The 26,840-nt window shown below is 54.5% G+C and carries 26 protein-coding genes; 12 read left to right on the top strand and 14 right to left on the bottom strand.

The genetic code is table 11. From position 1 onward, the window contains the following. The first annotated feature begins 110 nt into the window (after nt 1-110). Nucleotides 111-1,139, top strand: a complete 1,029-nt coding sequence (locus KI228_RS10415; protein WP_043000778.1) for a Mal regulon transcriptional regulator MalI — start codon at nt 111-113, stop codon at nt 1,137-1,139. A gap of 26 nt (nt 1,140-1,165) precedes the next feature. Here the strand turns inward: KI228_RS10415 and KI228_RS10420 are convergent, their stop codons facing one another. Continuing rightward, entirely contained in the window at nt 1,166-2,647 is a 1,482-nt protein-coding gene (locus KI228_RS10420) for a YdgA family protein (protein ID WP_044254638.1), read from the bottom strand. A gap of 101 nt (nt 2,648-2,748) precedes the next feature. Then, the gene (gene manA / locus KI228_RS10425; protein WP_061070158.1) at nt 2,749-3,924 is read right to left on the bottom strand and encodes a mannose-6-phosphate isomerase; all 1,176 of its coding nucleotides are present in this window, start codon (nt 3,922-3,924) and stop codon (nt 2,749-2,751) included. 217 nt (nt 3,925-4,141) lie between these two features. On the opposite strand from manA, the gene fumB reads away from it, so the two are divergent. Both fumB and fumC read left to right on the top strand, forming a co-directional pair. Further along, a complete protein-coding gene (gene fumB / locus KI228_RS10430) occupies nt 4,142-5,788 on the top strand; it encodes a class I fumarate hydratase (RefSeq protein WP_044254633.1) in 1,647 nt (548 codons plus the stop codon). 141 nt (nt 5,789-5,929) lie between these two features. Beyond that, nucleotides 5,930-7,333, top strand: a complete 1,404-nt coding sequence (fumC, locus tag KI228_RS10435; protein ID WP_043000774.1) for a class II fumarate hydratase — start codon at nt 5,930-5,932, stop codon at nt 7,331-7,333. On the opposite strand, the gene tus is transcribed toward fumC, so the two are convergent. From tus to rstA, 3 genes are all read right to left on the bottom strand, one after another. After that, nucleotides 7,330-8,259 carry a DNA replication terminus site-binding protein gene (gene tus / locus KI228_RS10440; RefSeq protein WP_061070157.1) on the bottom strand — a complete coding sequence of 310 codons (930 nt, stop codon included), beginning with the start codon at nt 8,257-8,259 and terminating at the stop codon, nt 7,330-7,332. The genes fumC and tus overlap by 4 nt on opposite strands. Before the next feature lie 73 nt (nt 8,260-8,332). Beyond that, the gene (rstB, locus tag KI228_RS10445; protein ID WP_104010314.1) at nt 8,333-9,634 is read right to left on the bottom strand and encodes a two-component system sensor histidine kinase RstB; all 1,302 of its coding nucleotides are present in this window, start codon (nt 9,632-9,634) and stop codon (nt 8,333-8,335) included. Next, nucleotides 9,635-10,381, bottom strand: coding sequence for a two-component system response regulator RstA (gene rstA / locus KI228_RS10450; RefSeq protein ID WP_043000771.1), 747 nt, complete (start codon nt 10,379-10,381; stop codon nt 9,635-9,637). It abuts the gene before it with no gap. Nucleotides 10,382-10,507: 126 nt separating this feature from the next. On the opposite strand from rstA, the gene KI228_RS10455 reads away from it, so the two are divergent. Then, a complete protein-coding gene (locus tag KI228_RS10455; RefSeq protein ID WP_042319174.1) occupies nt 10,508-10,843 on the top strand; it encodes a GlpM family protein in 336 nt (111 codons plus the stop codon). Here the strand turns inward: KI228_RS10455 and folM are convergent. The 3 genes from folM to ydgH all read right to left on the bottom strand — a co-directional run bounded on the left by folM (nt 10,840) and on the right by ydgH (nt 14,134). After that, on the bottom strand, nt 10,840-11,562 hold the full coding sequence (gene folM, locus KI228_RS10460; protein WP_043000770.1) for a dihydromonapterin reductase: 723 nt from the start codon (nt 11,560-11,562) through the stop codon (nt 10,840-10,842). The two genes, KI228_RS10455 and folM, sit on opposite strands and share 4 nt — an antisense overlap. 58 nt (nt 11,563-11,620) lie before the next feature. After that, nucleotides 11,621-13,003 (bottom strand): amino acid permease, encoded by a 1,383-nt coding sequence (locus tag KI228_RS10465; RefSeq protein ID WP_044265337.1) that lies wholly within the window; start codon nt 13,001-13,003, stop codon nt 11,621-11,623. A 186-nt stretch (nt 13,004-13,189) separates the two neighbouring features. Beyond that, nucleotides 13,190-14,134: a DUF1471 family protein YdgH gene (gene ydgH, locus KI228_RS10470; RefSeq protein ID WP_043000768.1), complete on the bottom strand. Its 945-nt coding sequence runs from the start codon at nt 14,132-14,134 to the stop codon at nt 13,190-13,192. 526 nt (nt 14,135-14,660) lie between these two features. Between ydgH and pntA the strand changes: the two genes are divergently transcribed. Both pntA and pntB read left to right on the top strand, forming a co-directional pair. After that, entirely contained in the window at nt 14,661-16,190 is a 1,530-nt protein-coding gene (gene pntA / locus KI228_RS10475) for a Re/Si-specific NAD(P)(+) transhydrogenase subunit alpha (RefSeq protein WP_212807572.1), read from the top strand. A 10-nt stretch (nt 16,191-16,200) separates the two neighbouring features. Then, a complete protein-coding gene (pntB, locus tag KI228_RS10480; RefSeq protein ID WP_043000766.1) occupies nt 16,201-17,589 on the top strand; it encodes a Re/Si-specific NAD(P)(+) transhydrogenase subunit beta in 1,389 nt (462 codons plus the stop codon). A 48-nt stretch (nt 17,590-17,637) separates the two neighbouring features. Here pntB and KI228_RS10485 read toward each other — a convergent pair whose 3' ends face one another. Next, nucleotides 17,638-18,672 carry an AI-2E family transporter gene (locus tag KI228_RS10485; RefSeq protein ID WP_043000765.1) on the bottom strand — a complete coding sequence of 345 codons (1,035 nt, stop codon included), beginning with the start codon at nt 18,670-18,672 and terminating at the stop codon, nt 17,638-17,640. Nucleotides 18,673-18,808: 136 nt separating this feature from the next. On the opposite strand from KI228_RS10485, the gene KI228_RS24590 reads away from it, so the two are divergent. The 3 genes from KI228_RS24590 (at nt 18,809) to mdtI (ending at nt 19,768) form a co-directional block, all read left to right on the top strand. Further along, entirely contained in the window at nt 18,809-18,979 is a 171-nt protein-coding gene (locus KI228_RS24590; RefSeq protein ID WP_080343303.1) for a protein YdgV, read from the top strand. Nucleotides 18,980-19,089: 110 nt separating this feature from the next. After that, entirely contained in the window at nt 19,090-19,452 is a 363-nt protein-coding gene (gene mdtJ / locus KI228_RS10490; protein WP_043000764.1) for a multidrug/spermidine efflux SMR transporter subunit MdtJ, read from the top strand. Next, a complete protein-coding gene (mdtI, locus tag KI228_RS10495; RefSeq protein ID WP_043000763.1) occupies nt 19,439-19,768 on the top strand; it encodes a multidrug/spermidine efflux SMR transporter subunit MdtI in 330 nt (109 codons plus the stop codon). Before mdtJ ends, mdtI begins: the two co-directional genes overlap by 14 nt. Nucleotides 19,769-19,807: 39 nt before the next feature. Here the strand turns inward: mdtI and KI228_RS10500 are convergent, their stop codons facing one another. The 4 genes from KI228_RS10500 to KI228_RS10515 all read right to left on the bottom strand — a co-directional run bounded on the left by KI228_RS10500 (nt 19,808) and on the right by KI228_RS10515 (nt 22,869). Beyond that, a complete protein-coding gene (locus KI228_RS10500) occupies nt 19,808-20,629 on the bottom strand; it encodes a trypsin-like serine peptidase (protein ID WP_044254610.1) in 822 nt (273 codons plus the stop codon). Nucleotides 20,630-20,730: 101 nt separating this feature from the next. Continuing rightward, nucleotides 20,731-20,814, bottom strand: coding sequence for a small membrane protein YdgU (ydgU, locus tag KI228_RS10505; RefSeq protein WP_099434124.1), 84 nt, complete (start codon nt 20,812-20,814; stop codon nt 20,731-20,733). Between the two features lie 94 nt (nt 20,815-20,908). After that, nucleotides 20,909-21,235, bottom strand: a complete 327-nt coding sequence (gene asr / locus KI228_RS10510; RefSeq protein WP_043000761.1) for an acid resistance repetitive basic protein Asr — start codon at nt 21,233-21,235, stop codon at nt 20,909-20,911. 149 nt (nt 21,236-21,384) lie between these two features. Then, on the bottom strand, nt 21,385-22,869 hold the full coding sequence (locus KI228_RS10515) for a carboxypeptidase M32 (RefSeq protein WP_061070156.1): 1,485 nt from the start codon (nt 22,867-22,869) through the stop codon (nt 21,385-21,387). Between the two features lie 132 nt (nt 22,870-23,001). Between KI228_RS10515 and KI228_RS24595 the strand changes: the two genes are divergently transcribed. Continuing rightward, entirely contained in the window at nt 23,002-23,094 is a 93-nt protein-coding gene (locus tag KI228_RS24595) for a KPN_01571 family protein (protein ID WP_224267594.1), read from the top strand. Nucleotides 23,095-23,147: 53 nt separating this feature from the next. On the opposite strand, the gene KI228_RS10525 is transcribed toward KI228_RS24595, so the two are convergent. After that, a complete protein-coding gene (locus KI228_RS10525; RefSeq protein ID WP_043000759.1) occupies nt 23,148-24,401 on the bottom strand; it encodes an MFS transporter in 1,254 nt (417 codons plus the stop codon). A gap of 121 nt (nt 24,402-24,522) precedes the next feature. On the opposite strand from KI228_RS10525, the gene KI228_RS10530 reads away from it, so the two are divergent. Then, the gene (locus KI228_RS10530; RefSeq protein ID WP_044254605.1) at nt 24,523-25,422 is read left to right on the top strand and encodes a LysR family transcriptional regulator; all 900 of its coding nucleotides are present in this window, start codon (nt 24,523-24,525) and stop codon (nt 25,420-25,422) included. Nucleotides 25,423-25,550: 128 nt separating this feature from the next. Continuing rightward, the gene (gene mlc / locus KI228_RS10535; protein ID WP_061070155.1) at nt 25,551-26,771 is read left to right on the top strand and encodes a sugar metabolism global transcriptional regulator Mlc; all 1,221 of its coding nucleotides are present in this window, start codon (nt 25,551-25,553) and stop codon (nt 26,769-26,771) included. The last annotated feature ends 69 nt before the right edge of the window (nt 26,772-26,840 follow it).

The following is a 26,840-nucleotide window of genomic DNA, read 5'->3' on the forward strand; positions in this document are numbered from 1 at the left end:
CACTTTTTAGTGCGGTGAAAATCACATTATCAAACGATATTAACGCGTATAAATAGAGGTAATAGATAAAACGTTTTATCTGTCACATTATCAGGGAGTCTGGCGTTTTTATGGCCATAGCCAAAAAAATCACTATCCACGATGTTGCACTGGCGGCGGGCGTCTCCGTCAGCACGGTTTCACTGGTACTCAGCGGCAAAGGTCGTATTTCAACCGCCACCGGCGAACGGGTGAATGCGGCGATAGAACAACTCGGTTTTGTGCGTAACCGTCAGGCTTCGGTGTTACGGGGGGGCCAGAGCGGAGTGATTGGATTGATTGTCCGCGATCTGTCGGCTCCGTTTTATGCTGAACTGACGGCGGGATTAACGGAAGCACTGGAAGCACAGGGCCGGATGGCGTTTTTATTGCATGGTGGTCAGGATGGTGAACAACTGGCGCAGCGTTTTGCCATGCTCCTGAATCAGGGCGTTGACGGCGTGGTGATCGCCGGGGCGGCGGGCAGCAGCGATGACCTGCGCCTGATGGCGGAAGAAAAGGGCATTCCGGTGGTTTTCGCCTCGCGAGCCAGTTATCTGGACGACGTAGATACCGTGCGTCCGGACAATATGCAGGCCGCGCAATTGTTGACGGAGCATCTGATTCGTCACGGTCATCAGCGCATTGCATGGTTGGGTGGGCAGAGTTCATCATTAACGCGTGCGGAACGCGTCGGCGGCTATTGTGCGACACTGCTGAAATACGGTTTACCGTTTCACAGCGACTGGGTCATGGAATGCGCATCCAGCCAGAAGCAGGCCGCCGAGGCCATCGGCGCGTTACTACGACGCAATCCGACCATCAGCGCCGTGGTGTGCTACAACGAAACGATTGCGATGGGCGCATGGTTTGGCCTGATGCGGGCGGGACGGCAGAGCGGTGAAGTGGGGGTTGATCGCTACTTTGAGCAGCAGGTTTCATTAGGCGCCTTTGCCGATGTGGCGGAAAACGCGCTGGACGATCTGCCAATTGTCTGGGCGACAATGCCGGCGCGGGAAATGGGCTACAGTCTGGCGGAACGCATCCTGCAACGCATTGCGCGTGAGGAAAGTCACACCCGCAGTCAGACGCTATCTGCGCGACTGGTGGTGCAAGAATAAACCCCTCCGCAGAGGGGTTCTGGTGATTACGGCTGGGGCAGCACCATGCCGAACATTCCGACAAACTCCTCCAGCGGCATCTTCTTCCCGTTTAAGGTCACCTGACCATTCGCGTACTGCAGGCTGGTGCCAATGGTGTTGTCCTCAAGGGTGGTAATGCGGAACATCTGTCCCATCGCGGCCAGGCCTTTCACCTGCTGGTTGGCAAGTTTAGCGGCTTCATCCTGCTGATAACCTTCCAGACGGGCGACCTGAGTCATAAACTCAACGGCCATATCCACCGGAATTGACAGCTTACCGTCGAGCGATTTCACCGAGCGGTCGACTTCGTCGGCCAGCGTTTGCGGTTCACCTTGCGCGGTGGCCGGATCCTTCAGGAACAGGGACAAATTCAGCGCCGTTTCGCCTTTGGCATTTTTCCAGCTCAACGGCGCAATGGTAATGACCGGTTCGCCTTTCATCAACAGCGGCAGGGCACCAAAGAAAGCTTCGGTCACTTTCTGCTGATACAGTTCCGGGTTGTCCGCCACGTCCGGCTGCGATAACAGCGCCTGGGTCTGGGCATTATACTGCTGGCTAAACTGATGCCATGCCGCGCCGTCAATCTGACCGACTTTCAGCGTCAGCTTGCCGCTTCCCAGATCCTGATTCTGAACCTTGAGGCTGTTCAGGGTGTAATCCAGTTGGCTGTTGATGGTTTTACCGTCATCCACGAGATCGGTCTTCCCACTGATCTCCATGCCTTCCAGCAGCGCCATCTCTTTGCCTTCAACGGCGAGGGCCATTTTCCCAATCGTGACTTTCTGATCGCCGACGCGCTCACCAAAGCTGGCAAGCGTGCTGGAACCTTCTGTTTTCAGGTCGTTAAAGGAGAGCTGGACCTTTTGATCGTACTCGTTCACCGCATCGACCAGACCGCTCTTCGCTTCACCGGAAAGGGAAACCACGTTGCCTTCTTTATCGGCATTGAAAATAAATTCGCCGCCGCTGAAGGCGACTTTCTCCGCCCCTTTTTCGTAGTTCAGCGGTTTCAGCGACATTGCGGAACGGGTATCGCCGCTGTAGCTGATTCGCGAATTGATCTCAAAAGGCGTTTCACCTTTCGCCATCTCAAAGAGCGGTTTGCTGACGTCATTGTTGACCAGGGTCGTCTTCACCGAGGCCATCGACGGCAGAAGATTAAAGGTTTTCAGTTGCGCGAACGGGAAGGGGCCGTGATCGACGGATTCGTCAAGCACCACGCTTTGGCCAGCTTTCAGCCAGGGATTTTCTTTTCCGGCCACCGGCTTGAGCACCAACTGTAACTGGCTGCTGAAGATGCCACGCTGATAGTTCTGATAAGCGAGTTCCACGTTTGCTTCCGGCGCGGTGAGTTTAATCTGCGCATTGGCCTGGTCGACCATCTCAGCAAGATGGGTTTCCAGCTTTTTACCTGTGTACCACGCACCGCCCGTCCAGACGACGCCGAGTGCGACAATCACACCTGCAGCTACCAGCGATTTTTTCATATTGTTTATCCATAAAATGAAACCAGGCGGTAGAGACCGCCTGGCAAAGTCATAAGCCGATTACAAGCTTAGCAAGAGTAACTACAAAATTCAGTAAGTTGCTAGAGTTTGTTGTAAACCCGCGCCACACGGCCCACGCCGCTGACGCTCACCGGCGACTCTTCGGCGCTGATAAATGCCGATTCTCCCGGTTTCAGCACCAGGCGCTGCTCGCCTTTGCGCAGGATAGCTTCGCCCTCAACGCAGAAGAGTATCGCGGCGCTTTGCTGGTCAATCGCGGTTTCTTGCGCAGACAGGTCGTGCAGGGAGAACGCGAAATCATTAACCGGGATCGGGAAATCAAGTTCCGCGCCATGTTTCACCGGCGTGGTCAACAACTGGTTCGCCGGTTTTGCTTCAAACTTCACATTGGCAACCAGTTCCGGAATGTCGATGTATTTCGGCGTCAGACCCGCGCGCAGCACGTTATCGGAGTTGGCCATCACTTCCAGCGCCACACCTTGCAGATAGGCATGCGGCGTTTCGGCGAACAGGAACATCGCTTCACCTGGATTGAGCTTCACCACGTTCAGTAGCAGAGGTGAGAAGAGGCCGCTGTCGTCCGGGTAAAACTCCGCGATAAGACGGATGGTCTGCCACGGCTCGCCTTGCTGGGTTTCCAGCGCCGCTTTCAGAATTGCCAGCGCACGGGATTTCTCCTCACCCTGCATACTTAACAGAGCGGCAAACAACTGGCTCAGCCGCTCGGCGTTGGGCTGTTCGAGAAAATGAGCGATGGCAGTGTGTGCACCAGCCACCGGTTGCAGCAGCGAAACGATTTCAGAGAACTCGCGAAACGCGTTCATGGCAAGGAACGGGGTCAGCGCGAAGACCAGCTCCGGCTTGTGATTGGGATCTTTGTAGTTGCGCTCTGCGGCATCCATCGGGATACCGGCGGCGTTCTCTTTAGCGAAGCCAATTTCAGAATTGCGCTTGTTCGGATGCACCTGGATGGACAGCGGCTGCGCGGCGCAAAGCACTTTGAACAGGAACGGCAATTCGCCGAATCGCTTTGCCACGGCATCACCCAGCAGCGCGGATTGATTGCCGTCAATCACATCGCGCAGCGAGACGACCTGACCGCTGGCATCTTCAATTTTCGAACTGCTTTTCGGGTGGGCGCCCATCCACAGCTCTGCCATAGGTAACTGCTGCGGATTCGCCAGACCATAGAGTTCCGTCAGCGCCGTTTTACTTCCCCAGGCGTAGTTCTGCACGGAGTTGATGAGTTTTTGCATGTTCAATGCCCTGTTGCAAGTTGGAAATCAGTGGGAACTTAATTCGACTATTAAAGCAAGAAACCTGTGGGAAGTAACCTGTGGGCGCAAAAAGTCGTACTTGTCTCAGTTTTTGTTAAAAAATTGTGTAGGATAGTGTAACTCGCTTTTAACGAGGGCAATGGAACATCTGCCCTGAAGCCTAAGAAAATCAGACCGAGCAGTAAGTGAGAGAACAATGTCAAACAAACCCTTTCATTATCAGGATCCTTTTCCCCTTAAAAAGGATGATACCGAATACACCCTGCTGACCAGTGAATACGTCTCCGTCGCCGAATTTGAAGGACAAGAGATCCTTAAAGTCGATCCGGAAGCGTTAACACTGCTCGCGCGCCAGGCCTTCCATGACGCCTCATTTATGCTGCGCCCCGCACACCAACAACAGGTTGCTGATATTCTGCGCGACCCGGACGCCAGCGAAAACGACAAATATGTGGCGCTGCAGTTCCTGCGTAACTCTGACATCGCGGCGAAGGGTATTTTGCCAACCTGCCAGGATACCGGCACGGCGATTATTGTCGGCAAAAAAGGCCAGCGCGTCTGGACCGGTGGTGGTGATGAGGCGGCGCTGGCGCGTGGGGTATACAACACCTACATCGAAGATAACCTGCGCTACTCGCAAAACGCCGCGCTGGATATGTATAAAGAGGTGAACACCGGCACCAACCTGCCGGCGCAGATTGACCTCTACAGCGTCGATGGCGATGAATACAAATTCCTTTGCATCGCGAAGGGCGGCGGCTCCGCAAACAAGACTTATCTCTATCAGGAAACCAAAGCGCTGCTCACACCGGGCAAACTGAAAAACTACCTGGTTGAGAAGATGCGGACGCTGGGAACCGCAGCATGTCCGCCATACCACATCGCCTTTGTGATCGGTGGGACGTCGGCAGAGGCGAACCTGAAAACCGTGAAGCTGGCGTCGGCGAAATACTATGACGAACTGCCGACCGAAGGGAATGAACATGGTCAGGCGTTCCGTGACGTCGAGCTGGAAAATGAACTGCTGACGGAGGCGCAAAACCTTGGTTTAGGCGCGCAGTTTGGCGGCAAATACTTTGCCCACGATATTCGCGTGATCCGTCTGCCGCGCCACGGCGCATCCTGTCCGGTCGGGATGGGCGTCTCCTGCTCAGCAGATCGCAACATCAAAGCGAAGATCAACCGTAAAGGCATCTGGATCGAGAAGCTGGAGCACAATCCGGGTAAATACATTCCTGAAGAACTGCGTAAAGCGGGCGAAGGGGAAGCGGTTCGTGTTGACCTGAATCGTCCAATGAAAGCGATCCTCGAACAGCTGTCGCAATACCCGGTGTCGACCCGTCTTTCCCTGAACGGCACGATCATTGTTGCTCGTGATATCGCGCACGCTAAATTAAAAGAGCGGATGGATAATGGCGAAGGGCTGCCGCAGTATGTAAAAGATCACCCGATTTACTACGCCGGTCCGGCGAAGACGCCAGAAGGCTATGCCTCCGGTTCACTCGGTCCGACCACCGCCGGGCGTATGGATTCGTATGTTGATCAGCTTCAGTCGCAGGGCGGGAGTATGATCATGCTGGCGAAGGGTAACCGCAGTCAGCAGGTGACTGACGCCTGTCAAAAACACGGCGGATTCTACCTCGGCAGCATTGGTGGTCCGGCGGCCGTACTGGCGCAGGGCAGCATCAAGAGCCTGGAGTGCGTGGAGTATCCGGAACTGGGAATGGAAGCGATCTGGAAAATCGAAGTCGAAGATTTCCCGGCCTTTATTCTCGTTGACGATAAAGGAAACGACTTCTTCCAGCAGATTCAGACGTCGCAGTGCGCACGCTGCGTTAAGTAACGTCAGCCGCCCTTCGGGGCGGTTTTTTTTATCGCACAAACCACCAAACGGTGGTGCTGTCATCGTTGATACTCATAAGACCGCAAGCATGTGGGCAATGTCGAACATAACCTAATCAATTCATTATATAAGGAGCAGGTCATGGTAACGGTACGCAGCGAGAAAGATTCGATGGGCGCGATTGATGTCCCGGCAGATAAACTGTGGGGGGCACAAACCCAACGTTCACTTGAGCATTTTCGGATCTCCACCGAGAAAATGCCCGTCTCGCTGATCCACGCGCTGGCGCTCACCAAGCGTGCAGCGGCAAAGGTTAACGACGATTTAGGGTTGCTGGCCGCCGACAAAGCTGCCGCCATTATGCAGGCCGCGGATGAGGTGCTGGCAGATAAACACGCGGAGGAATTCCCTCTGGCTATCTGGCAGACCGGGTCGGGTACGCAAAGCAACATGAATATGAACGAAGTGCTGGCAAACCGGGCCAGTGAGCTGTTGGGCGGCGTTCGCGGCATGGAGCGCAAAGTCCATCCAAATGATGACGTCAACAAGAGCCAGAGTTCGAACGACGTCTTCCCGACGGCAATGCATGTGGCTGCGCTGCTGGCGTTGCGCAATCATTTGATTCCGCAGTTGCAGGTGTTGTTGAAGACGCTGAACGAGAAATCAGACGCTTTCGCCGATATTGTCAAAATTGGCCGTACTCATCTCCAGGACGCCACGCCGCTGACGCTGGGACAGGAGATTTCTGGCTGGGTGGCGATGTTAGAACATAACCTGAGGCACATTGAAAACAGTCTGCCGCACGTGGCGGAACTGGCGTTGGGCGGAACAGCGGTCGGCACCGGGCTGAATACGCATCCGGAATATGCCCGTCGCGTCGCCGATGAACTGGCGGCCATCACCCAGGCTCCCTTTGTCACCGCGCCGAACAAGTTCGAAGCGCTGGCGACCTGTGATGCGCTGGTTCATGCTCACGGCGCGCTGAAAGGGCTGGCGGCGTCGCTAATGAAAATCGCCAACGATGTGCGTTGGCTGGCGTCGGGGCCACGCTGTGGCATTGGCGAAATCGCCATCCCGGAAAATGAACCGGGCAGCTCGATCATGCCGGGCAAGGTTAACCCGACCCAGTGTGAGGCGCTGACGATGCTGTGTTGTCAGGTGATGGGGAACGATGTGGCGATTAACATCGGCGGCGCATCAGGTAACTTCGAACTGAACGTCTTCCGTCCGATGGTGATCCACAACTTCCTGCAATCGGTGCGTCTGCTGGCGGACGGTATGGAAAGTTTCAACGAGCATTGTGCGGTCGGTATCGAACCCAATCGTGAGCGGATTAATCAGTTGCTCAATGAATCACTGATGCTTGTCACCGCGTTGAATACCCATATCGGCTACGACAAAGCGGCGGAAATCGCCAAGAAAGCACATAAAGAGGGGCTGACGCTGAAAGCTGCGGCTCTGGCGCTGGGCTATCTCACCGAAGTGGAGTTTGACAGCTGGGTGCGGCCAGAGCAGATGGTCGGCAGTATGAAACCAGGTCGTTAATCCGCTACATACAGGTGCAGCCGCGGAATTATCAGACGCAGCGGCTGCGCCTGCGGTTTAAATCGATGCTGTATGTTTTCGGCATCGTAGTTCAGTAGCTCGCCAATATCCGGCATACCTGCGCCGTTTTCCGTATTGATCAACGCGATAAGCGGCGTAGGGCAGGCATGCTGTACCTGCTTTTGCTCGCCTTTGTACCAGACCCGGGCAATGGGCTGGACTTTGACCGGACGCTTAATTTTGAGTTTTGCCTGTTGTGGCAGGGCGGCGATATCCTGATATTCACGCTCCAGTTTTGCCTGCCACTCCTCGCGGGTCCAGGGATGTACGCTGCGCGGCGTATTCAGACTCTTTTCCAGTTGCGCCAGTACCTCATCGCGTTGCAAATTCTTGATGATATGTTTATTCGCCCAGCCAAAACGCAACGTCGCCGGATCGTTTATCACCGTCAGCGTCCGATAGGCATTGAGCGTAATCAGCCCCGGCAGATGGCGATGGACCCATTCAAAGCGCGCCGCAGACGGCAAACCGGACTCCACGGTGACAATATGCTCAAAAGTGGTTTTCAACTGATTGATGCGCTGTACCAGATTTTCCAGCGCCGCCTGGCTGGCACTGCCCACCTGATAGCACAGCACGCCCGGCAGACGCACCGCCGCTTTACTGCTACGTGTTTCGGACTGCTGCTGAATAAACAGGTGGCGATAGTGCGCCAGCGCCAACGCTTCGGCCTCTTTACCCAGATGCTGCTTCACCGCAATGGTATCCAGCGGGGCGTGCTCGGCCTCTTTGGTTACCTCCGGCAGCGAAAAGACACGGGCAATCATCAGATGATGTTCTCCGAGCGCTTGCGTTAGTTCAGCCAGCGTCTGCTCCATCTGGCGAAATGTGGTGTTCAGTCTGTCGACAAGATCGTAACGGGCCATTGCGCACCTCATTAGTTACAACATACTCTATATATAGCACGTTATCTCGCCTGCGACTACCGTGCGAATAGCGTCAGCCAGCGGTTAATTCAGGAATTGTGTGCCAGATCGGCCAACAAAAGCTGAAGCGAGCGCCACCCAGTTCACTTTCCCCGCAGCTCACCGTGCCACCCATCGCCTGGGCGATGGAATAGACAATCGCCAGACCCAGACCGCACCCGCCGGTGGCGCGGTCCCGACTCGGATCCAGACGGACAAAAGGCTCAAAAACAGTCTCCCTGGCTTCCGGGGCAATGCCCGGTCCGTCATCGTCGACAGTCAGCGTGGCGAAACGATCGCTGAGCTGCAGGCTTATCTGCACCGTGGACTGGCAGTAGCGCAGCGCGTTGTTCAGCAGATTATCCAGCACGCGCTCCATCAGTCGCATATCCAGCGCACCGTAGTTACCCCGGGCGAGATGCGGAACCTGCAATGTCCGATCAGGATTCACGCTTTGCACATCATCAATATGCGCTGTGAGCCAGGCCGGGAGATCCGGCTCGCTAAGATGCAGTTCATTCTGCGGCCTGTCGAGGCGGGCGTAAGTTAACAGCTCCTCAATTAAGGCTTCGAGCTGTCCGATATCGCGATTGAGTGCCAGAGATTCTTGTTCCGTGAGATTTTCACTCATCTCCAGTCGGTAGCGAAGGCGAACCAGCGGGGTGCGCAATTCATGGGCAATCCCGTCGATCAGCTGTTTTTTACTGGCAATCAACGCATTGATATTGTCCGCCATCTGATTAAAAGCAATGCCCAGCCGTTCAAAACTGGAGCCGCTGTCAAAATGCAGTCGTTCACTGAGATGACCTTTACCGAACCGCTGGGCGGCGGCTTCCAGTCGCAGCATTTCCTGCCAGTGTGGACGCATCCAGATAAACACCGGAAAGGCCAGTGAGATGGCGATAAACGCCATCAGCGCGATATCCAGCAGGCGCATCTGATGGAGAAAATAGAGATAGGGTACGGGACCCACGGCCAGCACGTAATGACTGCGCGGAATGCGCTGAATGAAGGTGTACTGATCGTCGAGTGCAATGATGTCGCCTTCACGCAGACGCTGCATACTCTGATCATCCAGCGTGAATTTTGTCAGTGGCTCAACGCGCAGGTCAAAAGAGAGATTGAGGTCCATCTCTTTGAGCGTTTTACCCCAGTCGCGCGGCGGGATCTCGCGTAACTCGCTGCGCATCAGATACAGCGAGCTTTTCATCAGGTCATCGAGCGACTGCCTGCCAGCCCGCTCTGCGGTGAATTTATACACCAGCCCGACCAGCAGGGTCATCACCAGAAAGCAGACAAACAGCAGGAGATAAAACTGCACGAACAGTTTCTTCATTTACATCCCCGAATGCCGTGATGGCACATCATCCCAGGCGTGCGGGGCAAACAGATAGCCTTTATTGCGTACCGTTTTAATACGATAGGGTTCAGCCGCATTATCGAGCAGTTTCTTACGCAGACGCGAAATGGCGACATCGACGCTGCGATCCATGCCGTCGTAGCTTACACCGCGCAGATTTTTCAGCAGCGCATCGCGGTCCATAATCTGACCGGCGTGCGTGGCGAGTTCCCATAGCAGCTCGAAATCCGCGGTGGAAAGTATAACCTGTTCACCACTGAGCAAAACGACACGGTTGATGGGGTCGATAGTCAGGGAACCAAAGCGCAGCGTTTTATGCGGCGTGACGGCGGCAGGCTGAATCCCTTTGCTATGGCCTGACTGATCGCTCTGTCGCAGATGCAGCCGCAGACGGGCCAGCAAGACCGCTGGTGGCGTGGTCTTCAGAATGTAATCGCAGGCGCCCATTTCCAGCGCCAGGATGTGGTTCATGTCGCTGTCCAGCGAAGTGAGGAGGACGATCGGGCCCTGCCATTGCCCTTGCAGGTCACGACAGAGAGTCATGCCGTCTTTACCGGGGAGCATAATATCCAGCAATACCAGGTCCGGCTGAACCTGGAGGATCCGCGCTTCAGCCAGATCGCCACGCGGCTCGACAATCACATCGAAATCGTGTTTAGCCAGATAGGCCGCAATGAGCGCGCCGACCTCAGGATCGTCTTCAACAAATACAATCGTGTTCATCGTCTTGATTGCCGATCAAAAACGTCAACATACACCGCCGGGGCGTTACCTTCCATTAATCTTTCCTAAACGGTGATGCTTCCGTTATGCTGGTTGCTGATGTTATTGATGTGTAAAGGCAAGGTAATGGGACTCGTGATTAAAGCCGCGCTGGGTGCGCTGGTTGTGGTGTTGATTGGGTTGCTGGCAAAAACGAAGAATTACTACATTGCAGGGCTCATCCCGCTGTTCCCGACATTCGCGCTGATTGCCCATTATATCGTGGCCAGCGAGCGGGGCATTGACGCGCTAAGAACGACCATTGTCTTCAGCATGTGGTCGATTATTCCCTATTTTGTCTATCTCGTTTCGCTGTGGTATTTCACCGGTTTTCTGAAGCTGCCAGTGGCGCTGGGCGGGGCAGTGATCTGCTGGTGCCTGAGCGCCTGGCTGCTGATCTTTTGCTGGGTCAAACTGCACTAACGCAGATGACGGCCACCGTCTACGGCGAAGCTACGACCCGTCACAAAACAACTGGTTAGCAGATAATCGATTAAATCGATCACCTCCTTTTCCCCCGGAGCCGTTTTCATCAGCGATTTGTTTAGCGCCTGCTGGCGGTACTCGGCGTCATCCCCCTCGTTAAACAGGATCAGCGAAGGGGCAATGGCGTTGACCTTCACCTCTGGCGCGAGCTTGCGGGCAAATGAACGGGTCATATTATCCAGCGCCGCTTTACTGGCGGCATAAGCGATATGCTTGTCACTGCCTTTCTCCACAACGTAGTCGGTAAAGTGAATGATGTCAGCGGCGGCGTGACCATGCCCGCGTAGCATGCCTTCGAGCGCATGGTTAAGCAGATAGGGGGCATTGACGTGGATTTGCATCATACAGGCCAGGACATCAGAGAGCGGTGTTCCCGGCTTCTCTGCCATCCATGCGCTGGCATTGTGGACGATGGCGCGCAGACCGCTGGCGCGTTCTTTTACCGTATCGGCGAAGGTAAGAATGCCTTCATTGGTGGAGAAATCAGCCTGAATGCACAGGGCGCCCGCTTTGGTCAGCCCGTCAATCGCCGGATAATGCGTCCGGTAACTGACGATCACCGGCTGTTTCTGGTTGATAAAGTGCCAGGCAATGGCGAGGCCGATACGGCGGCCACCACCGGTCACTAAAATGGGCAGAGGGTGTTGGGTTCCCATCGAAAAACTCCTTATGCGCCTGCGAATCAGGCTATTAGCGTCAAACGATGGGATGCGTTTACCCCACCAGCAGCCAGGTCGCCGGTACGGCGGCAACCAGCAACAGACCAATCAGAACCATTTCCTGTCGGTTCAAAACGTTATCATGCGTATGCGTCTTACGAGCATACAGGAACACCAGCAGACCCGGAGCATAAAGCACCACGGAGAGCAGCAGGTGCATCGGCCCGGAAGCATACAATAACCATAAGCCATAAATGCATGCACCGACACCTACCGCCTGATGAAGCGGACGGGTGGCGATTTTCAGCAGGAAGGCGCCGACGAGGAAATAGGGGACCAGAATCATCTCTGAGGCGATGGTCAGCAGCGTGTTGTAATCCGAACCGGTTAGCCAGATCAGCACCAGACAGACCTGAACGCAGAGGTTGGTGAGCCACAGTGAAGCCGATGGCGCGCCTTGCGCATTTTGACGGGCGAAAATCCGCGGGAAGGCTTTATGCGTTGAGGCAAGGAACGGGACTTCCGCCGCCATAATCGTCCAGCTCAGATAGGCTCCACAAACGGAGACAATCAGACCCGCCGCAATGATAATCTCACCCCACGGCCCCATCATTTTGACCATCAGACCTGCCATTGACGGGTTACGGATCTCCGCCAGTTCCGGGCGGGCAACTACGCCAAGCGAGAGCAGAGTGACCAGCAGATAAACGGCAAGCGCAGAGAGCACCGCTAACAGCGTGGCGCGACCGACATCATGTTTGTTACGCGCCCGCGCCGAGACGACGACCGCGCCTTCCACACCGATGAATACCCACAGCGTGATGAGCATCGTGTTCTTAACCTGTTCCCAGACCGGGACACCCAGCGCGAGGCCGGTAAAGTCGAGGCTGAAAACCTCAAGCTTAAACGCCATAAAGGCCAGCAGGATAAACAGACCGAGCGGCAGCAATTTCGCCAGCGTTGCCACCAGGTTGATGCTGGCCGCCGTTTGTACGCCGCGCAGCACCAGAAAATGCACCACCCACAGCAGAATCGACGCACCGACGATCGCCTGCCAGGTATTGCCGTCGCCAAACAGACGCCACTCCGGCGTATCGGTGAAGAAACTGAGAGCAGAGAAGACAATGACCAGATAGGAGACGTTGGCAATCACCGCGCACAGCCAGTAGCCCCAGGCCGAGCAGAACCCGATCAGCTCACCGAAACCTTCGCGGGCATAGGTGAAGATGCCGCCATCCAGTTCGGGACGGATACGGGTCAGGATTAGCATGGCAAACGCCAGCAGCAATATCCCGGCCCCGGTAATCGCCCAGCCAATAAGTAACGCCGACGGGCTGGCGACAGCGGCCATATTCTGCGGCAGACTGAAAACACCTGCGCCAAGCATTGAGCTTAAAACCAGCGCGGTGAGAGCGCTCAGTCCCAGTTTCTTTTCCATGGTTATCCCGTGGTACAAACGATCGATGGAGAATAATTATTGTGGCAAAGCGCATAAAAATGGTGAAAGCCACTAAGGCGCGGGATTTTACGGAGAGAAGAGACTGCATGCAATGATCAGAGGAAAATTTGTGCCTGATAAAGCGAAAGGCGGCATAAAGCCGCCTTATTTTATGACCGGAGAGCCTTATTTATACAGATCGGCGCTGATGGTCATGTTGTTACCACGTTCCTGCCACTGGCGGGTAATGTGGTAATACTTAGCCCCTTGCTTCGCTGCACGCTTGGCAACCTGGTAAGAGACTTCAGTCATGCTGCTGTAGTTGCCGGTGAACTTGATGCTGTCGAACGGCACCATCATGGCCGCCGTGGCTTTGTTCAGCTCTTCAACTTTGGTGCCATCCGGAAGAGTGACAGTGTAACGCCCACCTTTCGTGGATTGCGTTTCGAAGAAACGTCCAACTTCAGAACTCGGCGACGCGGTAGTTGCAACGCCAGGAATTTCGACGTTTTTCGCCGCTTCTCCACCAGCAGCTAACGCTGCGCGACCGGCATCGGAATCCGCCGGGATCGCGTCAGGGCTCTGCACCACGCGTTTCTTCGCATCTTTTTTATAGATAAAAGCTGTAATGCGCTGGTTACCGCCCTGGTTCGCATCGATCTGACGCACGATGTAGAAGGCGTAAGCGTCTTTTTCTTTTGCCGCTTTGGTGATGGCATCATTCACTTCCGGCTGGCTGCGGTAGAAACCCTGTACCGTAACGGTATCATACGGTTCCAGCATGACGGCTTCTGATTTTGGCAATTCAACCACGCCATTGATCACGCGGTTCTTGCTGGCTTCCGCTTTCTCGGCGTCGGCTTTGTAGAAGTCTGCAACAACACGCCAGTTACCGCTGTTACCAAAATCAGATGTATCGACAACATAAAATGAGGCGGCGCCTTCTTTATCTGCGCGGCGGTTAACGGCCTTCACCGCATCGCCAATCGCATTAAAACGGCCTGTGACCGTGACACGGTCGTAAGGTTTCAGTGCTGCCGCTTGCTCCGGCGTCAATTCTGTTGCTGCGTTTACGGAAAAAGCCGTCGCAGAAAGAAGTGCGGACGCCAGGAGTGTGTTCTTAAGCTTCATAAAAATAATCCTTCGCCTTGCGCAAACCAGGTACTGGTATTGTTATTGACTAGAAACGTGGCTGATTATTGCATTTAAACCCGGTGACTGTCTGCGTGATTTTTCAATCGACACAGCAGATGAGGTCACAAGGTCGATAACAAATTATGATATGTCGAAAAAATGGTCATTTCACAGTAAAAACTGATGAACGTACTGAATTTTATAAGTTAATTTAATGTTAATTAGTTGATCTGCCGTGGCGCTTAATCATGTTTTGCCGCATCGTATGAGCGATTTATGGGCCTTTCACCACGAATTGAAGGTCATTATCCCGGTCAGAAGGCTGAATCGTTCCTGTTTTGCTGATAACCCGACAAATACTGTTTTTTGGCGCTAGATCACAAGCGCTATTTTCAGTACGTTATAGAGAGTTTGTTACTGTTTTATTTTTCCGGGGTAACCTATACCTCCTGCGTGAAATTGCCTGCGCAATTCCACGTTAACTGACAAACCATCATCAAAAATACCGATGGAAGGGAACATTATGCGAATTGGCATACCAAAAGAACGGTTTACCAATGAAACCCGCGTAGCAGCGACGCCGAAAACGGTTGAGCAACTGCTGAAGTTGGGTTTCACCGTCGCGGTTGAGAGCGGCGCGGGTGGACTGGCGAGTTTTGACGATAAAGCTTTTGTAGAAGCGGGCGCGGAAATTGTCGATAGCAGCGCTGTCTGGCAATCAGAGATCATTCTGAAGGTTAACGCACCGGAAGATGCAGAAATTCCGTTACTCAATCCGGGCACCACGCTGGTCAGCTTTATCTGGCCTGCGCAGAATCCAGAGTTAATGCAAAAGCTCGCCGAGCGTAATGTGACGGTGATGGCAATGGATTCTGTACCGCGTATTTCACGTGCGCAGTCGCTGGATGCATTAAGCTCGATGGCAAACATTGCCGGTTATCGGGCGATTGTGGAAGCCGCACACGAGTTTGGCCGCTTCTTTACCGGGCAGATCACCGCTGCGGGTAAAGTCCCTCCAGCCAAAGTGATGGTGATCGGGGCCGGTGTTGCTGGTCTGGCCGCCATAGGCGCTGCGAACAGCCTGGGCGCGATTGTGCGTGCCTTTGACACCCGTCCGGAAGTGAAAGAACAGGTCCAGAGTATGGGCGCTGAATTCCTCGAACTGGATTTCAAAGAGGAAGCGGGAAGCGGTGACGGTTACGCCAAAGTGATGTCTGAAGCGTTTATCAAAGCGGAAATGGCGCTGTTTGCTGCGCAGGCAAAAGAGGTCGACATTATTGTCACCACTGCGCTGATTCCGGGTAAACCAGCACCGAAACTGATCACCCGCGAAATGGTTGATTCCATGAAAGCGGGCAGCGTGATTGTCGATCTGGCGGCGCAAAACGGCGGGAACTGCGAATACACCGTCGCCAATCAGGTCACAACCACGGCCAACGGCGTTAAGGTGATCGGTTATACCGACTTGCCAGGGCGTCTGCCGACACAGTCTTCACAGCTGTACGGCACCAACCTTGTTAACCTGCTTAAACTGCTGTGCAAAGAGAAAGACGGCAATATCACCGTTGATTTCGACGACGTCGTCGTGCGTGGCGTCACGGTCGTGCGTGAAGGCGAAATTACCTGGCCGGCGCCGCCGATTCAGGTATCTGCTCAACCGCAGGCCGCTGCGAAAGCCGCACCGGTTGCAAAAGAGCCGGAAAAACCGGCATCGCCGTGGCGTAAATACGCGCTGATGGCGCTGGCGATCATTCTGTTCGGCTGGCTGGCAGACGTCGCGCCGAAAGAGTTCCTCGGTCACTTTACGGTGTTCGCACTGTCTTGCGTGGTGGGCTACTACGTGGTCTGGAACGTCTCTCATGCTCTGCATACGCCGCTGATGTCCGTGACCAACGCCATTTCGGGGATCATCGTGGTTGGCGCGCTATTGCAGATTGGCCAGGGCGGCTGGGTTAGCTTCCTGAGCTTCATCGCGGTCCTGATTGCCAGCATCAATATTTTCGGTGGCTTCACCGTGACTCAGCGCATGCTGAAAATGTTCCGGAAAAACTAAGGGGTAACACATGTCTGGAGGATTAGTTACAGCTGCATACATTGTTGCCGCGATCCTGTTTATTTTCAGTCTGGCGGGACTTTCAAAACATGAAACGTCTCAGCAGGGTAACAACTTCGGTATCGCCGGGATGGCGATTGCGCTGATTGCCACGATTTTTGGCCCGGACACCGGCAACGTTGCCTGGATCCTGGTGGCAATGATCATCGGCGGCGCGATTGGTATTCGTCTGGCGAAGAAAGTTGAAATGACCGAAATGCCGGAACTGGTGGCGATTCTGCACAGCTTCGTCGGCCTGGCTGCGGTACTGGTCGGCTTCAACAGCTATCTGTATCACGAAGCGGGCCTTGAGCCGATTCTGGTTAATATTCACCTGACCGAAGTGTTCCTTGGCATCTTTATCGGTGCGGTGACCTTTACCGGTTCAGTGGTGGCATTTGGTAAGCTGCGCGGCAAGATCTCTTCTAAACCGCTGATGCTGCCGAACCGTCACAAAATGAACCTCGCGGCGCTGGTGGTCTCTTTCCTGCTGCTGGTGGTTTTTGTCCGTACCGAAAGCGTTGGCTTGCAGGTCCTGGCACTGCTGGTGATGACCATTATTGCGCTGGCGTTTGGCTGGCACCTGGTGGCGTCCATTGGCGGGGCGGATATGCCGGTCGTGGTCTCCATGCTGAACTCCTATTCGGGTTGGGCGGCAGCGGCGGCGGGCTTCATGCTGAGCAACGACCTGCTGATCGTGACCGGTGCGCTGGTGGGTTCTTCCGGTGCGATTCTGTCTTACATCATGTGTAAGGCGATGAACCGCTCGTTCATCAGCGTGATTGCAGGGGGCTTTGGTACCGATGGTACGGCGTCCAGTGGTGATGAAGAAGTGGGCGAACACCGTGAGATCAGCGCAGAAGAGACTGCGGATATGCTGAAAAACTCGCATACGGTGATCATCACCCCGGGCTACGGCATGGCGGTGGCGCAGGCACAGTATCCGGTCGCGGAAATTACCGAGAAGCTGCGCGCGCGCGGTATCAAGGTACGTTTCGGCATCCATCCGGTGGCAGGTCGTCTGCCTGGTCACATGAACGTACTGTTGGCGGAAGCGAAAGTGCCTTACGACATCGTGCTGGAAATGGACGAGATCAACGATGATTTCGCCGATACCGACACCGTGTTGGTTATTGGCGCGAATGATACCGTGAACCCGGCGGCGCAGGACGATCCAAACAGTCCTATCGCTGGGATGCCGGTGCTGGAAGTGTGGAAAGCGCAGAACGTAATTGTCTTCAAACGTTCGATGAATACCGGCTACGCCGGTGTGCAGAACCCGCTGTTCTTCAAAGAGAACACCCATATGCTGTTTGGCGATGCCAAAGCCAGCGTGGATGCGATTCTGAAAGCGCTGTAATCCGTTGTTCTGTTGAAACGGCCTCTGCGGAGGCCGTTTTTACGTCGGTCACTTTTTATTTGCATCGCCTAACAGAATGGCAATACTTTGCCCACCAACGGATTGTTCCAGCGCAATCTTGACGATAATGGTCAGCGGTACCGAAAGCAGCATCCCCACCGGACCCAGCAGCCAACCCCAGAAGATCAACGACAGAAACACCACCAGCGTAGAGAGCCCCAGACCGCGTCCCATGATGCGTGGTTCAAGGATATTGCCGAACACCAGGTTGATGATCAGATAGCCCGCCAGCACCACCAGCGCATCGTACAGGCCGCCAAACGCCAACACCTGAATGATGGGCGGGATCGCCGCCAGCACTGAACCAATGTTTGGGATGTAGTTGAGTGCAAAGGCCAACAGCCCCCAGATAAAGGCGAATCGAACGTCCAGTGCCGACAGCATGCCCCAGACCACCAGCCCGGTGACCAGACTGATTGCCGTTTTCAGCACCAGATAGTGCGATACGCTATCAATGGCGCGCTGAATGGCGGCCATCCCCTCGACCGGACGGACCATAATCTGCTGGAATTTAGTGGGGAGTTGCGGCACTTCCAGCAGCATAAAGACCACTGTCAGCAGGAGTAAAAATATCGATGACATGGCATTGGTTAATTGCGCCAGCAAATTGGTGATCAGGGTCATCGCCGCGTTGGGGTCAATATACTTCACCATCTCATCTACTGAGACGCCGATGCCTAAGCGGACCAGCCAGGGCTCGAGGTTTTTCAGCGGAATGACCAGTGAGGAACGATACTGGGGCAGGGTGCGCGCCAGTTCGTTGAGGGACGTTCCGAGGTAAGCGAGCAGTAACACCATCGCCATGACGATGATGATCACCAGCAAGGATATCGCCAGCACGCGCGGAACGCGCAGTTTCACCATCCGCTGTACCAGCGGGCTGAGGACGACGGCAATAAATAACGCCAGAATAAATGGCACAATAATATCCGCCGCAAAGCGGATACCGGTAAGAATGATCACCAGCATTCCCAGCATAATGACGATCTTAAGACCGTTCAGCGTGATGATTGGTTTTGCCATGGAGCGTCCTGTATTTTTCTGCTTGCCGCGTATAATAATGTGATTGTGGTCGAATCGTCCTGAGAAAAATCAAACGATTCGGGTAAAGAAGTGAAAAGGTTTTGAGTTAATTCCTGGCCTATGATACAAATCAGGCGTGTTCAACTACCGAGGACAATTATCATCCGCGATGACGAGAAGCAACACTGCGGATAATTGTAATATTATGGACAATATGTTCAGGACGTTTTTTTCTACACAAATTCTTCTTCGCACTTCCTCCTCTTTCCTGCTTGCAGGTGAGCAGCACTGGCGCAACGCGCTTTAGTCCCTTCTTCTGTTCGAGCTGACGCTACGCGTCTGGCTAACTGATTTTATTTTCTGGTTTGCAGCGTTGTGCAAGCCCACAGGATTATATTCTCAAGCAGGAGAAGCACCATGTTTTACTGGATTTTATTAGGTCTGGCGATTGCCGCTGAAATTACCGGCACATTGTCGATGAAATGGGCAAGCGTAAGCGATGACAACAGCGGGTTTATTTTAATGCTGGTGATGATCGCCGCCTCGTATATTTTCCTCTCTTTTGCCGTTAAAAAAATCGCCCTCGGTGTGGCTTACGCATTGTGGGAAGGGATCGGTATTTTATTTATTACGCTGTTTAGCGTGTTGTTATTTGATGAGCCGCTGTCGGTCATGAAAATTGCCGGTCTGGCGACGCTGGTAGTGGGGATCGTGTTGATCAAATCCGGTACCCGCAAGGCGCGTCAGTCAACGAAAGAGGTGACCCATGCAACAGTTTGAATGGGTTCACGCCGCATGGTTAGGGATGGCGATCGTGCTGGAAATTATCGCCAACGTCTTTTTAAAATTCTCTGACGGCTTTCGTCGGAAATTGTACGGCATTCTCTCGCTGGTCGCGGTACTCGCCGCCTTCAGTGCGCTTTCACAGGCGGTAAAGGGCATTGACCTGTCCGTTGCCTACGCGCTGTGGGGGGGATTTGGTATCGCCGCGACGCTGGCTGCCGGATGGATACTGTTCGGGCAACGTCTGAATCATAAAGGCTGGATAGGCGTTGTGCTGCTGCTGGCGGGCATGGTGATGATTAAACTGGCCTGATGTATCGCTGCCCGCGATTCGCGGGCAGCACGATGCGCCTTATTGTTCCCCGGCCAGCGCATCCAGCTTTTCCCGAAATCCCGTCACCGAGATCGCCCGGTTATCTGCGCGCCAGCGATCTTTCGCCGCCGGGGCGGAACTCTGAACGCCGATTAACTGCCAGCCCGCCTCGGTTTTCAGCATCAGCGGTGAACCGCTGTCGCCCGGCAGCGTGTCGCACTGGTGAGATAACACCGAACTTTGCGCCCAACCGGTGACGATACAATCCTGATGAGAATAGAGCGTATCCAGATGATCTTCCGGATACCCCGACTGCGTGACCTTGCGTCCGGCCTCTTTGAGTGCGGCGGTTAGTGCCGCTTTATCGCCCTCAAACAACGGTAACGGCGTGATGCCGGAAGGGGGATAGCGCAGAACGATCAGACCAAAGTCCCAAGACGCGGCTGCCGGTGGCACAATCCAGCCGTCGCCATCGGGCTTCAGACGTTTTCCCAGACCGGGATCCACCCGGCCTTCAATACCGTGAATTTCATAACGCCAGAGACCTTTTTTCGAGACAAAACGCAGGACGACGGCTTTATCCGGTTTCCCTTTTGGCGGCGTTAACAAGCAATGTCCGGCAGTGAGCGCCAGATGTGGGGAGATGAGCGTTGCGGTGCAGAGGTTACCGCTGGCGGTTTCCAGTTGTCCGATGGCATCCCACGGCGATTGAGTCGGATCGCTTACCGGCGCGCGATCGTCCTGACCAAAAAATAACGTTTTGATTTCACTGGTCCCGGTATCCGCGTCAGGCTTATCCGCATGCGCAATACCCGATGAAAAGCACAGCGAACCCAGTAATACAGTAACGGTTTTACGCATATCACACTCTGTGTGGGTAATTATGATTATTAAAAGAGAACCCTCAGTAATTACTATAGACGTAACGGCGTAAAAGTGAGAGAAAAATCAGAGTACTACGATCAGGAAAGATAAAAGCGGGCGGCTATGAGCGCACATAAAATAAGCGTGATAAGGATGAACTCAAAGCGATAACGGCGCACCATGTTACCCTCCGAAAAGGACGGCGCTAAACCGGGAAAGCGTTCAGCGCCGTTGAAGAATGGCGCAAGGGTTCGCGCCAGTTTACACAGTCAGGATTTAAGCAGCCGGTTGAGCGGCAGGTTTAGCGGCCGGTTTCTGGCTGTGTTTTTTGGTGTGCTTTTTAGCGGCTTGAGCTTTCTGTTCAGGGGCCTTTTGCTCAGTCGTGGCTTTGGCTTTTTTCACGTGTTTTTTCGCGGCCTGCGCTTTTTGTTCTGGCGCTTTCTCGGTAGTCGCTTTGTGATGTTTTTTATGATGTGTGGTTTTGGCCGGCGCCGCTTTTGCAGCAGGCGCTGCAGCCGGTGCAGTTGATGTAGTGTCAGCCGCAAACGCCGCAGAAGACAGACCCATAGCAGCGGCAACAACCAGAGCTAATACTTTTTTCATTCTCATACCCTCGATTTGGTTTTTCATTCAACCCCACTGCGGGGCCGTTGAAATCACTATATCGCTGGATGCTGTGCGCTTCCGTGAGTCATTGGTTTCGGCGTGTAACGATATGTACAACGCCGGGCGCAGCGGCCCGGCGAGGGGATTTACAGATAGCGAGATTCAAGATGGGCGCGGAAATGACGGCTGCTCAATGCTTCTCCGGTAGCCTGAGTAATCAACTGCGCCGTGGTAAAGCGACTGCCGTGCTGCCAGATGTTCTGTTGCAGCCAGTCAAACAAGGCGCTGAAATCGCCGCCTGCAATCTGCTGACTAAGATCCGGCAATGCGCGATTCGCGGCGCTGAACAACTGTGCGGCATACATCGCGCCCAGCGTGTAAGAAGGGAAGTAACCAAACCCGCCGTCCGTCCAGTGAATGTCCTGCATGCAGCCGTCGCGATAGTTCCCTTTTGTTGACAGGCCCAGCCAGGTTTGCATTTTTTCGTCCCACAGCGCCGGAATGTCGTCCACCTCAATATCGCCATTGATCAATGCGCGCTCAATCTCATAGCGCAGGATGACGTGCGCCGGGTAGCTGACTTCATCCGCATCCACGCGGATAAAACCGGGTTTCACTCGCTGGTTCCAGGCAATGAAATTTTGCTCTTCAAAGGCAGCCTGATCGCCAAAATGACGCTTCACGGCAGGTAGCAGCCGCCTTAAAAATGCATTGCTGCGTCCTACCTGCATTTCAAAAAACAGACTCTGGGATTCGTGGATCGCGGTGGAGCGGGCAAGGGCGACGGGCTGACCCAGCCAGTTACGCGGCAGGTTTTGCTCATAGCGGGCGTGGCCGGTTTCGTGGATCACGCCAAACAGGGCGCTGAGTAATTCGTTTTCGTCATAGCGCGTCGTGATGCGCACATCTTCCGGCACGCCGCCGCAGAAGGGATGTGCGCTGATGTCGAGGCGACCGGCGTTAAAATCGAAACCGAGTACAGACATTGTCTCCAGTCCCAGTTCGCGCTGAACGGCAGTCGGGAAGGGGCCAACAGGGGCAATCAGCGACTGCTGTGACTGGCGGGCAACCACGCGGTTGAGCAGATCCGGCAGCCACGATTTGAGATCGGCAAACAGGCCGTCCAGCTGTGCGCTGGTCATGTCCGGCTCGTAAATGTCCAGCAGTGCGTCATAGGGAGAACAACCTTTCACGTCGGCGCGCAGTCTGGCCTCTTCGCGGCTCAGTTTCACGACTTCTTTTAAATTCGCAGAGAATCCCTGCCAGTCGTTGGCGGGGCGCTGACTGCGCCAGGCGTGTTCACAGCGACTGCCGGCGAGAGATTTGGCCTCCACCAACGACTCCGGTAACAACGCGGCCTGGGTATGCAGACGCGTCATTTCCCGCAGATTGGCCTGTTCCACATCATTGAGATCCTCCTGGGCGGCAGTGGCAAGCCATTGCGCCACTTTCGGTTCGGTCAGGATTTGATGTTCCAGAACGCTCAGTTCCGCCAGCGCTTCACCCCGCGCCGCACTGCCGCCGGGTGGCATCATGGCGAACATATCCCAACTGGCGATGGCGGAGAGGTGCGAGAAGCGAGAGAGACGCAGGAAGGTGCGGGTAAGTTGTTGATAGTTTTTGTTGTCCATGTAACCTCTTCGACGTAACAGGCGGGTTGAGTTCCCCCACCATAATGGGTAGTTATGTTTATCGATAGCCTTTTTTATAGTAGCCAACGGGAACATCGTACCCGTTCAATAACAATAATCACACACAGCAAAATGAATCCACTCCACTGGGTTGTCTTTGCTCTTCTGGCACTGGATGCCGTCAGAGAATTGATGGGCTTTTCATCAATCTTAGGAATGTGGTAACCACTGTTGGTTGAGAGGCGAGAAGCCCGGTGAGCCCGGGCTTTTCTTTCAGACTAGACGTGAAGACGGTGATGCAGTCGTGTGCCGACCAGAATAGCCAGTACCAGCATAATCGCGATAAATCCCCCAACGCCGTTCCAGCCATAGTTATGCCAGAACACACCGCCGAGCGTACCGGCGATACTGGACCCCAGATAATAGCTGAACAGATACAGCGAAGAGGCCTGGCCTTTGGCGCGACGCGCACGCGGCCCAATCCAGCTACTGGCCACCGAATGCGCGCCAAAGAATCCGGCTGAAAAGAGCAGCATTCCGGCGAAAATCAGCCACAGCGAACTGAACAACGTCATTAACAAACCGAACAGCATCACGACGGTGGAAAAGAGCATCACCGGACCGCGCCCGTAACGTACCGTCATCGAACCAGCTTTCGGTGAACTCCAGGTTCCGGTCAGATAGGCGACGGAAAGCAAACCGACCACAGCCTGACTGAGTTCCCATGGTGAAAGCATCAGACGATAGCCGATGTAGTTAAACAGGGTGACGAACGACCCCATCAACAGAAAACCTTCGGCAAACAGCAGCGGCAGTCCCTGGTCGCGCCAGTGGATCCGGAAATTAATAAACAGCGTTTTGGGGCGCAGCGACGTGGGCCGGAAGTGGCGTGATTCTGGCAGTATTTTCCAGAACATCAGGGCTGATGCCAGCGCAAAGCAGCCAATAGCAGCCAGCGCAATACGCCAGCTAAAGAAATCGGTAAACACGCCGCTAATCAGACGTCCGCTCATCCCGCCAATCGAGTTGCCGCTGATGTACAACCCCATTGAAAATGCGACAAAACTGGGGTGAATCTCCTCACTCAGATAGGTCATCCCGACCGCTGCCACGCCGCTGAGTGAAAGGCCGATCAGCGCGCGCATCACCAGAATGCCATGCCAGCTGGTCATCATTGTCGAGAGCAACGTACAGCAGGAGGCGAGCAGCAACGCGGTCACCATCACCGGCTTGCGCCCGATGGCATCCGAAAGCGGACCGGTAAACAGCAGACCAACGGCTAACATTCCGGTGGAGATCGACAGTGAAATACTGCTGCTGGCGGGAGATACGCCAAACTCATGGGACAACACCGGCAGAATAGGCTGGACGCAGTACAGCAGGGCGAAAGTCGCCAGTCCGGCAGAAAAGAGCGCCAGCGTGACGCGCATAAAGGCAGAAGTACCGCGTTGAATAAACTGAACCGGCTGAGAAATGCGTTGGTCGTCAATATCGCTCGCCGTCGCGTCATTGACAGTAGTAGTACGACTCACTGGAAATCCTTGCGCAACAAACCCGTGTTTTGAGGGGACGGGCATAACCTTGTTGAGTAGAGTAGGAAAATCTCATTATTCTGTCTAATATATTAATAGTCTCAAATAATACGTTTAAAATATGAATATTGAACTGCGTCACCTTCGTTACTTTGTTGCCGTGGCGGAAGAACTGCATTTTGGGCGCGCCGCAACCCGACTGAACATTTCGCAGCCACCGCTGAGCCAGCAAATACAGATGCTTGAGCAGCAGGTCGGCGCGCGCCTGCTCGCGCGAACTAACCGTAGCGTCGCCCTGACCGCCGCTGGCAAGCAATTTCTCGCCGACAGTCGGCAGATCCTCGGGTTGGTCAATGATGCCGCCGCCCGTGCGGAGCGTCTGCATCAGGGGGAAGCCGGAGAGTTGCGCATCGGTTTTACCTCGTCGGCACCGTTTATCCGCGCGGTGTCGGATACCCTGTCGCTGTTCCGCCAGAAATACCCGGATATGCATTTGCAGACCCGCGAGATGAACACCCGCGAACAGCTGGCGCCGTTGAGCGAAGGGGCGCTGGATCTGGGCCTGATGCGCAATACCCCGTTGCCAGAGAGCTTGCATCATGAGGTGATTTTGCATGAACCGCTGATGGCGATGATCCCCAGGGTTTTCCCGCTTTCGCAAAAGCCGGTGGTGACGCTGGCCGAACTGGCGAAAGAGCCGTTTGTCTTCTTTGACCCGCACGTCGGAACGGGTCTTTATGACGATATTCTCGGCATGATGCGCCGTTACCAGTTGACGCCGGTGATTACCCAGGAGGTCGGTGAGGCGATGACGATCATTGGGCTGGTCGCTGCCGGATTAGGGGTGTCGATCCTTCCGGCCTCGTTTAAAAAAGTGCAGCTCAATGAGATGTGTTGGGTACCGATTGCGGAAGACGATGCGGTTTCGGAAATGTGGCTGGTCTGGTCGGCGCATCATGAACCAAGCCAGGCGGCGCTACGCTTTCGTCAGCAATTAATTCAGGCCGTCAGGAACGCTTAAATTCATTTAATAACGGCTGAAAATGTGCAGTTAATCACACGGCTAAGTAAAAAGTTGACGTTGTGTATTGAAGTGCTTCACCATAGCCTACAGATTATTTCGGAGCGCGAAAATAAAGGGAGTCAGAGGTGGTTGCTGATAGTCAGCCTGGGCACATCGATCAAATAAAGCAGACCAATGCGGGCGCCGTTTATCGGCTGATTGATCAGCTGGGACCGGTATCGCGTATTGATCTTTCGCGTCTTGCGCAACTGGCACCCGCCAGTATCACGAAGATTGTGCGTGAAATGCTGGAAGCGCATCTGGTCCAGGAACTGGAAATTAAAGAAGCGGGGAGTCGCGGACGCCCGGCAGTGGGGCTGGTGGTGGAAACCGAAGCCTGGCACTATCTGTCCCTTCGCATCAGTCGTGGAGAAATCTTTCTCGCCCTGCGCGATCTCAGCAGCAAGCTGGTCGTAGAAGACTGTCTTGAACTGCCGCTCAACGATGAAACGCCGTTGCTGGCGCGTATTGTCACGCTGGTCGATCAGTTTTTTATTCGTCATCAGCAGAAGCTCGAACGTCTGACTTCCATTGCCATTACCTTACCCGGCATTATCGATACCGAGAATGGGATCGTGCATCGTATGCCGTTTTATGCCGATGTGAAAGAGATGCCGCTCGGTGATACGCTGGCACAGCACACCGGCGTGCCGGTCTACATTCAGCATGATATCAGTGCCTGGACGATGGCAGAGGCGCTGTTTGGCGCGTCCCGCGGTGCGCGCGATGTCATTCAGGTGGTCATCGATCATAACGTTGGCGCCGGGGTGATTACCGACGGTCATTTACTGCATGCGGGTAGCAGCAGCCTGGTGGAGATTGGCCACACCCAGGTCGATCCTTACGGAAAACGCTGCTACTGCGGCAACCACGGCTGTCTGGAAACCATCGCCAGCGTGGAGAGTGTGCTGGAGCTGGCGCAACTGCGACTGGCGCAATCCATGAGCTCTTCGCTTCACGGCCAGCCGTTGACGGTCGATTCGCTGTGTCAGGCGGCGTTGCAGGGCGATTTGCTGGCAAAAGACATTATCAGCGGCGTGGGAACCCACGTTGGCCGTATCCTTGCCATTATGGTCAATCTGTTCAATCCGCAAAAAATCCTGATTGGATCGCCACTCAGTAACGCCGCAGACGTGTTGTTTCCGGCGATTGCGGACAGCATCCGCCAGCAGGCGCTACCGGCCTACAGCAAAAATATGGTCGTTGAGAGCACACAGTTCTCTAATCAGGGGACAATGGCGGGAGCCGCGCTGGTAAAAGACGCGATGTATAATGGTTCTTTGTTGATTCGTCTATTACAGGGTTAACATTTTTTAACTGTTCTACCAAAAATTGCGCTAACTCAAGCTGATTCCACCGGGCATACCTTAGACTTT

The organism is Citrobacter amalonaticus, from assembly GCF_018323885.1.
GTDB lineage: Bacteria > Pseudomonadota > Gammaproteobacteria > Enterobacterales > Enterobacteriaceae > Citrobacter_A > Citrobacter_A amalonaticus.